General features: G+C 58.0%; 6 protein-coding genes. 5 read left to right on the top strand and 1 reads right to left on the bottom strand.

Features of this window, described 5'->3' with window-relative positions; translation table 11 throughout:
• Nucleotides 1–293, bottom strand: a 293-nt coding sequence (locus BLT65_RS46155; RefSeq protein ID WP_143036736.1) for a transposase, incomplete at its 3' end; no start/stop codon positions are given.
• 380 nt (nt 294–673) lie between these two features.
• On the opposite strand from BLT65_RS46155, the gene BLT65_RS46150 reads away from it, so the two are divergent.
• From BLT65_RS46150 to BLT65_RS46125, 5 genes are all read left to right on the top strand, one after another.
• Nucleotides 674–2,152: a sigma-54 dependent transcriptional regulator gene (locus BLT65_RS46150; protein ID WP_091790696.1), complete on the top strand. Its 1,479-nt coding sequence runs from the start codon at nt 674–676 to the stop codon at nt 2,150–2,152.
• Nucleotides 2,153–3,148: 996 nt separating this feature from the next.
• On the top strand, nt 3,149–3,697 hold the full coding sequence (locus tag BLT65_RS46140; RefSeq protein WP_091790694.1) for a hypothetical protein: 549 nt from the start codon (nt 3,149–3,151) through the stop codon (nt 3,695–3,697).
• Between the two features lie 133 nt (nt 3,698–3,830).
• Nucleotides 3,831–5,018, top strand: coding sequence for a glycosyltransferase family 4 protein (locus BLT65_RS46135; protein WP_244187125.1), 1,188 nt, complete (start codon nt 3,831–3,833; stop codon nt 5,016–5,018).
• A gap of 641 nt (nt 5,019–5,659) precedes the next feature.
• Nucleotides 5,660–5,899 (top strand): hypothetical protein, encoded by a 240-nt coding sequence (locus BLT65_RS46130; RefSeq protein WP_091790697.1) that lies wholly within the window; start codon nt 5,660–5,662, stop codon nt 5,897–5,899.
• Between the two features lie 74 nt (nt 5,900–5,973).
• Nucleotides 5,974–6,224 (top strand): transposase (locus BLT65_RS46125; protein ID WP_143036571.1); only part of this gene is annotated, 251 nt, incomplete at its 3' end.

Raw genomic sequence — 6,224 nt, 5'->3', positions numbered from 1 at the left:
CCCTGCGCCACACGGACGATCGAACGGAGATCACTCACCATGCACTCGAAACAGCCAGCCGCCAGCCATCGTTGCGTCTGCTGGTACACGAGTTCCCACGGCGGAAAATTGGTCGGCAGCATTCGCCACGCAGCCCCCGCGCGAGCCATCCAGCGCAACGCATTGAACATCTCGCGCAACTCATATTTACGCTGCGGTGCACTCTCATCCATCAACGTCAGATACGCTGCCACGAAGCTCCATTCTTCGTCTGAAACGTCTGTCGGGTAGGCTTTACGTTTCTCTCTTGTCATGCCTCCAGGGTACCAGGTTTGACCGGAGGTTCCTAACACCGTCTAGCGGTGGCCGTGATAGGGCGATTTCGATCTTGTCATCACGACATCTCACGTGAGTGACCCAACAGCCTGACAACGCCGCATTCAATGGTTAAGGATTTGAAATTTCCATTTCGTCCTTGATTCTCGTTACGCACACGTACGCCCATCATTATGCGGTGCGCCGCACATTTCTCCACGGATTTACGCGCAAGTACGGCTTCCTCCATCAGATGGAAAGGAAATCTTAAGCGTTCCTTCAGCTTCGGTCGCCGACACTTTCTTTACAGGTAATTTTCTCTTTCTTGTCGAGCCGACCAGTTTTCCTTTCTAATTAGAACCGACCTCAGAGGCTTCGTATGGACTCTGTGACGAGGAAGCTCTACCACGTTTGCCGTGGTAACCGCGCGCTGCCCGATGCTCTGCTGCCGAGAAACGGCTGGAAAATCGACAGGATTGACATCGGCGCGCGGACCCGGAATCGCGGGCGGCTCGCGGGCGGCGCGGGCGGGCTGATCGATATTGCGTCAATGAAATTCCCGCGCGACATGGAGGCGCTCTCCGACATCCTCGCCGCACGCGATGTAGGTTGGGTTGCCGCGCTGTGGCCCGGTCAGCTCGAAGATGTCTCGATCCGCTCGATCGTGCGGGGCCGCTGCATGGGCTACATCACGTTGCCGACCACGCCCGACGAACTCGGACACGCGGTCGGTCACGCGCGCGGCATGGCCTTGCTGACCGAGCCGGTTATCCACGACCCCCGGACCATCGTCGATGGCGAAATGATCGGTTCCTGCGAGACGATGCTTCATCTCTTTCGCATGATCCGTAAGGTTGCGATTTGCAACGCCCCCGTGCTGATCCAGGGCGAGTCGGGAACCGGAAAGGAATTGACCGCGCTATCGATCCATCGTCATTCCGCGCGACGGTACGCTCCGTTTGTCGCGATCAATTGCGGCGCGATGCCGGAGCACCTCGTCATGTCCGAACTCTTCGGCTACGAGCGCGGCGCCTTCACGGGCGCGAGCGAGCGCAAGGCGGGGCGCATCGAAGCGGCAAACGGCGGCACGGTTTTTCTCGACGAGATTGCCGATCTGCCGATGAAAAGCCAGGCGGGTCTGCTGCGGTTCCTGCAGGAGCAGAGGATCGAGCGGCTGGGTTGTGCGCAGTCGATTCCTGTCGACGTCAGGATCGTTTGCGCGACTCACGTGGACCTGAAGCAGGCAACGTCGGAAAGGCGATTCCGCGAGGATCTCTACCATCGCCTGAACGTGCTGCAAATCGACGAGCCACCGCTGCGTGCGCGCGGCGCCGATATTGAGCTACTGGCGCGGCATCTGCTCGATAAGCTGCGCGAAGATTCGGGCCGCCGCATTCGCGGCTTTTCTGACGACGCCGTGCGCGCGCTGCGTGCGCACGACTGGCCTGGGAATGTCCGGGAACTGCGCAACCGTGTGTGGCGTGCGGTGGTGATGTTTGACAGTTCCACGATCACGGCAAGCGATCTGGGACTTTCGCATTGCATCGACGCGCGTACGTCGTCGCTCGATCAGGTGCGGCGCGACGCCGAACGACGGGCCATCGAAAGGGCACTGCTGAGGCATCGCGGGAAGGTTGCCGACGCGGCGCGCGAGCTGGACATTTCTCGCGTCACGCTGTACAGACTGCTCGAGTCATATGAGGTCGATATTGCGAGGTTTCTACGTGGCATGCGCACTGATGTTCCGCTGACGGTCGCCGATGCCTATCAGAGTCGGATACAACGGCGCGGAAGTTGTGATAGCGCCGGTGATCAGAGGGGCGTGACGGGCATCTTCCAAGGTAGCTGCACATCATAGTGGTCCACCCATTCGCGAGGGGAAGTTGCTGGAACAGCCCGTAAAGGTGTCGGTAGGGACCGACGCGATTGGCGTCTGCGGATCCGGCGAGCGTGTTCAGGTTTGCGTTTGCGTTACGGCCGCCGCAGGTGTTTGAGAACTCCACCCCGGAATGCCGAGCGGGATGGCAGGGTCACGTTTCTCGGGTATTGGGGGATAGGGGAAAGTTATCGTTTCCGATACGCGTGACGACTTTCGAAGATTGCCAGCGCAGCTAGTTCAACGCGTTGCCGAGCACGCTGTTGAGTACGATTGTCGGCATTTGGTCGCGTATCAACTTCTGGATCACGTCGAGAACCTGGGTACCGTATCCTCGTCGAAGACAATGTCGCCCTTTAGACTTTCAAGCATACCGGAGGCTCCGGCTCCGTCATCTGTGCCCCAAGGGAACGTTCCGCTTGAAGCTGCCGTCCATATTCCTTCAGACCTTGGAGTGTCGTATCGTCGCGCCAGCCCGGGTCTATGCCCGCCTGCGTGTCCGTATCAGATGGCCTAAGGACTTCGTCGCGATGCCCACCCATACTCTGCATGCGGTGATCGGTTCGACTAGATGTCGTTGCCGAACCACTGTGGCAGGCGGCCTGGCGATAGGGCTGCATGACGGACTGATACACGCCGATAACGACCCGCGTGAGCACCGATTCTGTCAACAGCGTGCGCGGAATAATGCGTAGCGACGCTGGTGCTGATCGGGCAACACTTTGCGATTGATGGCATGAAGGCACACCAGCGGGGCGCAGGGACCAAAGCGCGAAAGTCACCCGATTCGAAGTGGGTGAAGCGCTGCGGAATTATCCGCACGACACGGTAATTGGAGTTCTTCACCCATCCCATCTGGTCGGGTTTCCCTACTTTTTGCCGTTGTCAGCGTGAACAAGAATGCATGAGGCGGCCTTGTTTTGCGCTGCGTGGCGGTAGAAGGGGAAACGCGCGCAACGAATTGTCCTCGATGGGACTGTGAGCGGCGACGTCAATTTATCTGTTATCGAGTATTTCGTATCCGTGGCCGAGCTACTAGCCCATCAAATGCATCGAATGATTGCGCTACACGTGAGGGGCGCAGTATTCGCTGTGTTGCAGAACGCCTTTTCCGAACTCGTCGATAAATTACTGCCCGACCTGAATAAGATGGCGCACATCAGCTTGAAACTCGCCGTGTCGCCAATTCTATCGCCCGATACATTGGAAGACGCGAAGACGCTATGGTCTCTTCATGTCTTGCTCATTTCCAGGCTGCAGCGACGCATGGCCGATGTCGGTCATCTGCTCACGATTTCGATTGCTGGTGAGGACGTTCCCGGTACTTGGCGGACATCCGGGAAGGCTATTGCGGCAATCACATTGGCGAGTTTGCCATCGCGTTGGGCGAACATCACGGCCCGGACAGCGCAGTTCTTACGCCTACGATCTACGATTCCTCGAATATCTTTTAAAAGCTGGCGAACACTGAATGTGACCCGCGGCGGCGGTTGGTCATTCCAATCAGCGACATTGAATTCGTCGTAGGCACGTCGCTCCGGCTCAAGCTCCAACTGAGTGATTACGTACTTTGGTTTACTGGCGAAGGACTCTCCAGTCGAGACGACGGCTAGTGCCTACGGCTTGCGCCCGTAGTGATCGTAGGGACGCACCCGTGTTTATGGTGAAGGACGGTATGCGACTGCTGTTTGTAATAGGTCATCTGGGCGACTACCACGTGCCTCGCTATGAAGCACTACTGCGACTTGCAGCCAGTCGGGGAGACGAGCTCTTCCTGACTGAGGTTTATGGTCGCTCGGGTGTGTACACGTTTCCTCAAACCCGGCGGGCCGGATTCTTCGCAAGGTCTCCGGCGCGGCTTGTGACGCTCGAGAATGACCTGACCGATGCAGGAGGACGAGCGTTAAGGATTGCATGCAAGCTTGCTCGCGTGGTCCGGAACTTCGAGCCTGACGTCGTCGTGACGCTTGGATATAACACATCGTATTCCTTATGGCTATGTATTCTCAGACACACGTCGCGACGATTTTCGCTCATCTACATGTCGGACTCCAAGGCGGACGACGGCAGACGGAGCCCTTTCAAGGAGTCGCTAAAAAGAATACTTGTTCGCAGGTTTGACGGCGCACTTGTTGCAGGACAGCGGCATCGCGCCTATGCGCAAACGCTGGGCATCCCGCTTGAACGATCGCGCGTAGGTTTCGATGTCATTGACGTAGCACAATTTTCGCGGATCGCGGAAGAGGCGCGTGCCTCTGATCCCGAAATTCGCAGTTTATTCGGGCTGCCGCAGCGCTATGTGTTGTGTGTGAGCCGCTTCATTGCGCGGAAGAACGTCGATGTCGTGGTCGATGCTTTCGCCCGTTCACAACTTGCTGGGCAAGGCATTTCTCTATTATTGGTCGGACAGGGCCCAGGCGAGCGGGCGCTTCGGCTTCTCGCTTCCCGCTTGCAGGTCGGCGAGAAGGTATGCTTCATGCGACCTGTTCCAAATTCAGAGATGGCGGGCATCTATGCCTTGTCTGAATTTGTAGTCCTGGCCAGCGAGTTCGATCAGTGGGGCCTGTGCGTCAACGAAGCATTTGCGGCTGCGAGGACCGCGATAGTTACGGCGACGTGCGGAGCCGCGGGAGAGCTCGTTCTTGATAACATCAACGGCTTCATCGTCAAGCCGGGTGATACTGACGCTCTAGCGGAGCGAATGAGAGCGTTGGTGCTGCACGACGCGATGCGCGAGAGACTTTCGAAGCAGGCTCGCGAGACCGTCGCCAGATGGAGCCCCGCTTTCTTCGCGTCAAACCTGATGGACCTGGCCGATTACATTGTGAACTCCAGCGTGCGTCGGTAAACCAGACACAGGAGTTGGGAACTCGAAAGGGCTGCGCCGGCGCAGCGCTTGACGAAGAAAACCGCTGGTCGCAGGTATATACGCTGCTGGATCTCGCACGAACGGAAGCATTCGGCGGATCTTATGAGCCAGAGTCTTGTGCGCGCGGGGCTTGCTCAGAAGTTCGACGCCGTCGTGGAGCCTGCCAGCGTGCCCGATCGTATGTTCAGTGGCCCGACGAATGGTGTTGCGATGTGGTCGTGTCGCAGCGCCGACCTTCGCGGGCATTGCTCAAAGCATATGGCCGTCGCGCGTGCCAATCGTTGCTATCCCGCATGGCGTCTGCACTCCCGATATGCTGGAACACATTCCCGCATCGTCGCTTGCGGCCACATGTTTGTCGTGTTGATCGCGCGGCCGGATAGGCCCTGGACTGGGTGGAAAACGGGCCTTTCGAAGCATCACGCGTTCTCCCTTCTTCCCACTTCTTCCCGGGCCGGGAAAATAAAGACGAAACCGTCGGGCTACTCGTGCGCGCACCACGGCTAAAAGAACCGATATCCACTATCGATGAGGTCAATCGTCCTTCGTGAATGACCGTTATTTGAATCATGCCGCAGGAGCTGCGACATCTGGACCACTCCCAGCAAAGGAGTCAAATCATGAAGAAAGTAATCGTTGCAGCGCTTGCTACGGCATCCACCTTTGCCACCACGGCTGCATTTGCACAGGCCAGCGGTGCGATGTCGAGCGGCGAGATGACGAGCGGCATAATGGCCAAGGAGCCGATGTCGAAAGACACAATGAAGAAGGGCAAGACGAAACACAACAAGATGAAAATGGACATCGGTGCAACAGGTAGCGCGAAGCGTCGGGCACGATGGGGCAGTAAGAACCTTTAACAGAATGAACAAAGGGGCTGTTTACTCTCGATGAATCCTGTTAACCTTTTCATTGTTTCGACGACGAAAAGGACATGGCTAAACCCATACTCGACGACGAACTTTGGGCACTCATCGAACCGTTGCTGCCCCCACCCAAACCTCGCCGTTCACGCTATCCGGGACGCAAACCACTGGATGACCGCGCGGTGCTCACCGGCATCCTGTTCATCCTGCAGACGGGCCTGCGCTGGGACCTGCTGCCGCGCGAGATGGGCTGCGGCAGCGGCATGAGTTGCTGGCGCCGTCTGCGGGACTGGCAGGCGGCCGGCGTCTGGGACCGACT

This window comes from Paraburkholderia steynii (genome assembly GCF_900100565.1).
In the GTDB taxonomy this organism is placed as follows: Bacteria; Pseudomonadota; Gammaproteobacteria; order Burkholderiales; family Burkholderiaceae; genus Paraburkholderia; species Paraburkholderia terrae.
The sequence above is the reverse complement of the archived record's forward strand: the minus strand, read 5'-3'. Positions and strand labels throughout refer to the sequence as shown.

Coding starts and splice junctions, on each gene's coding strand:
- BLT65_RS46150 (WP_091790696.1), top strand. CDS start 674: ATGGACTCTGTGACGAGGAAGCTCTACCACGTTTGCCGTGGTAACCGC.
- BLT65_RS46135 (WP_244187125.1), top strand. CDS start 3,831: ATGGTGAAGGACGGTATGCGACTGCTGTTTGTAATAGGTCATCTGGGC.
- BLT65_RS46130 (WP_091790697.1), top strand. CDS start 5,660: ATGAAGAAAGTAATCGTTGCAGCGCTTGCTACGGCATCCACCTTTGCC.